This window comes from Psychrobacter sp. FME5 (genome assembly GCF_014861375.1).
Classification (GTDB): Bacteria; Pseudomonadota; Gammaproteobacteria; order Pseudomonadales; family Moraxellaceae; genus Psychrobacter.
This window is the reverse complement of sequence record NZ_RRYX01000178.1, coordinates 1-3003: the sequence shown is the minus strand read 5'-3', so window position 1 is coordinate 3003 and position 3003 is coordinate 1. Positions and strand designations below refer to the sequence as shown.

Annotated in this window: 2 protein-coding genes; both read left to right on the top strand. The window is 39.5% G+C overall.

Annotated elements, in window-relative coordinates:
* The first annotated feature begins 211 nt into the window (after positions 1 to 211).
* On the top strand, positions 212 to 619 hold the full coding sequence (locus EI161_RS13810) for a hypothetical protein (protein ID WP_192529840.1): 408 nt from the start codon (positions 212 to 214) through the stop codon (positions 617 to 619).
* 160 nt (positions 620 to 779) lie between these two features.
* Positions 780 to 2942 carry an ornithine decarboxylase gene (locus EI161_RS13805; protein ID WP_192529838.1) on the top strand — a complete coding sequence of 721 codons (2163 nt, stop codon included), beginning with the start codon at positions 780 to 782 and terminating at the stop codon, positions 2940 to 2942.
* Positions 2943 to 3003 lie beyond the last annotated feature (61 nt).

The window sequence follows — 3003 nt, the reverse complement described above, 5'->3', positions numbered from 1 at the left end:
TAGGCTTAGATGTGTATAGTTCATGGTTGCAATCTCACTTTGGTCGGTGGATAAAAACTTTGATGCTAGCGCATCTAGGTCTTTTTTTCACCTCACATTTGGTATTGCACTTCATGTGTTAATCTAAGGTTCTAAAGAAGCATTATGGAAAGCGACGGCAAAATTATGTTTTGAGATTTACAGTGAACATAATTTTGAGAAGCGCAGAAACATGCAAGATGCTGAAGCTCCTACTTTAATACGAGTGCTGTTAAAAGAAATACGAGTGCTGTTAAAAGATTTTATAAATTTTTGTGCTAACTATCCTGATATTCATCATTTTTTGATCCAGGCCAATCAAGGGGATTCGGAAAGACTTAACTGGTTTGTTGAAAACTATTTACGCACTATTTGTGATGAAGAGTTGGATGTTATCCGTAGAGCGCAAAAACTAGGGTTGGCTCCTCAAGGAGACAGTATGCATATTCGCTACTTATTGCTGGGGGCAGCCACATCTATTTATACCTTTGCCCCTCAATTTGCAAGATTATCTGGGAAAGACCCTTTTTCCGATGAGTTTATTGAACAGCATGTAGACTATGTTTTAACGCTCTTCACGACCTGTACCAAAAAGCTATGAGATAGATCAATGATCTGTTTCATAGCTTTTTTGCATTAAAGATACCCAATATTATATTAAGCCGTTATTTTGCAACATACATAGATATCGAGATAAAAATGAGTTCAATCACTAGAAACTATTAACCCAACGTTTAATTCATTAAAAAGGTGTAATGATTATGAAAAAACTTAAAATTGCGACTTGTGCTTCAGTCATAGATAGTTTTATCACTGATTATGAAATGGTCGATATTCATCATACTGACTTTACTGATATTGCAGCCGCAGTTACCAGTGCTGAAGATGCACATAAGGTGGTAGAGTTTATCAAAAGTACTGGTTTTGATATCCCGCTATTTATTGCTTTAGAGCCTAACGAGCCAATACCTGACGATTTGATTTTAGAATTTACTGGGGTTATCCAGATGGGTTTGGGTAGTCGCCATTATTATGGCAAGCAGGTAGAAACGGCTGCAGAAAGCTACGATGATAAGCTAGCACCGCCTTTTTTTAGTGCATTAAAGCAATATGTTAATCGTGGCTATGTGGCGTTTGATTGCCCTGGACACCAAGGCGGACAATTTTTTAGTAAACATCCAGCAGGACGAGAGTTTTTTAACTTTTTTGGTGAAAACTTATTTCGTGCTGATTTATGTAATGCCGATGTCAAGTTAGGCGACTTACTAATCCACGAAGGGCCATCACGGGATGCAGAACGCCACGCTGCAAAAGTATTCAATGCCGATACAACTTACTTTGTGCTAAACGGTACCTCAACTGCTAATAAAGTTGTCACTAGTGCTTTATTGGCAAAAGATGATTTAATGTTGTTTGATCGTAATAATCATAAATCCATTCATTTGGGGGCACTAATGTTAGCAGGAGCGCGCCCCGTATATTTACAGACCGCCCGTAATCCTTATGGCTTTATTGGTGGTATTGATGCCGATTGTTTTGAAGAAAAGTATATCCGCGATCAAATTGCAAAAATTGCCCCTGAAAAAGCCAATGCTGAACGCCCTTTTCGGTTGGCGGTGATACAGTTAGGTACCTATGATGGGACGATTTATAACGCCCGTCAAGTTGTAGACCGTATTGGACACTTGTGTGACTATATTTTGTTTGACTCAGCATGGGTTGGTTATGAACAATTTATTCCCATGATGCAAGAGTGTTCACCACTTTTACTTGAACTCAAAGAAAATGACCCTGGCATTATTGTTACTCAATCAGTACATAAGCAACAAGCGGGCTTTTCCCAAGCCTCGCAAATCCATAAAAAAGACAGTCACATTAAGGGTCAAGGGCGCTACTGTAATCATAAACGTTTTAACAATGCTTATATGATGCATGCCTCGACCAGCCCGTTTTATCCATTATTTGCCTCAATTGATGTCAATGCCAAAATGCATGAAGGTGTGGCAGGACGCAAAATGTGGGCAGATTGTGTCAAAGTTGGAATTGAGGCGCGTAAATTATTGCTAAAAACCTGTCAAATGGTTAAACCTTTTGTGCCAGATACAATTGATGGTAAACCTTGGGCAGACTATCCAACGGAGATAATGGCAAATGATATTCGCTTTTTCCGCTTTAGTCCCAATGAACGTTGGCATGCTTTTCCAGGCTATGCAGAAAACCAATATTTTGTAGACCCTTGTAAATTCATGCTCACCACACCTGGTATTAATGTCGAAACCGGAGAATATGAGAAATTTGGTGTCCCTGCGACAATTTTAGCCAACTATCTTCGGGACAATGGAGTGGTACCTGAAAAATGCGACTTAAACTCTATTTTGTTTTTATTAACCCCGTCAGAGAACTTGGCAAAATTACAGCAATTAATAGCACTAATTGCACGGTTTGAACAGCATATTCGTGAAGATAGCTTAATGAAAGACGTATTACCAGATTTGTATAAACGATACATCAATTACTACGAAGGTTATACCATCCGACGCTTGTGTCAAGAAATGCATGACTTTTATGTACGAAATAACATGAAAGATTTACAACGAATCATGTTCCGTGCTGATGGTTGGCCAACTGCAGTAATGAGTGCCTACGATGCGCAGCAAGCCTTCATTCGTAACGAGGTAAAATTGGTACGTCTTAGTAAAATAGAGGGCGAGATAGCTGCTGAAGGGGCCTTGCCTTATCCGCCAGGTGTGTTGTGTTGTGTGCCTGGTGAAGTGTGGGGCGGGGCTGTACAAAAATACTTTTTAGCGCTGGAAGAAGGTATTAACTGCTTGCCAGGATTCGAGCCTGAGATTCAAGGGGTCTATTTAGAAAAACAAACTGATGGTAGTAGTCGTGCCTACGGTTATGTAGTTGATATAGCATAGTTTTTACTAGGGCGTGTCATCAATTAGCATAGATATTTCAGAATAAGCTATACTTAGATCG

What these genes read in the sequence shown, in the direction of transcription:
- EI161_RS13805 (WP_192529838.1), top strand. Translation starts at nt 780, where the DNA reads ATGAAAAAACTTAAAATTGCGACTTGTGCTTCAGTCATAGATAGTTTT.
- EI161_RS13810 (WP_192529840.1), top strand. Translation starts at nt 212, where the DNA reads ATGCAAGATGCTGAAGCTCCTACTTTAATACGAGTGCTGTTAAAAGAA.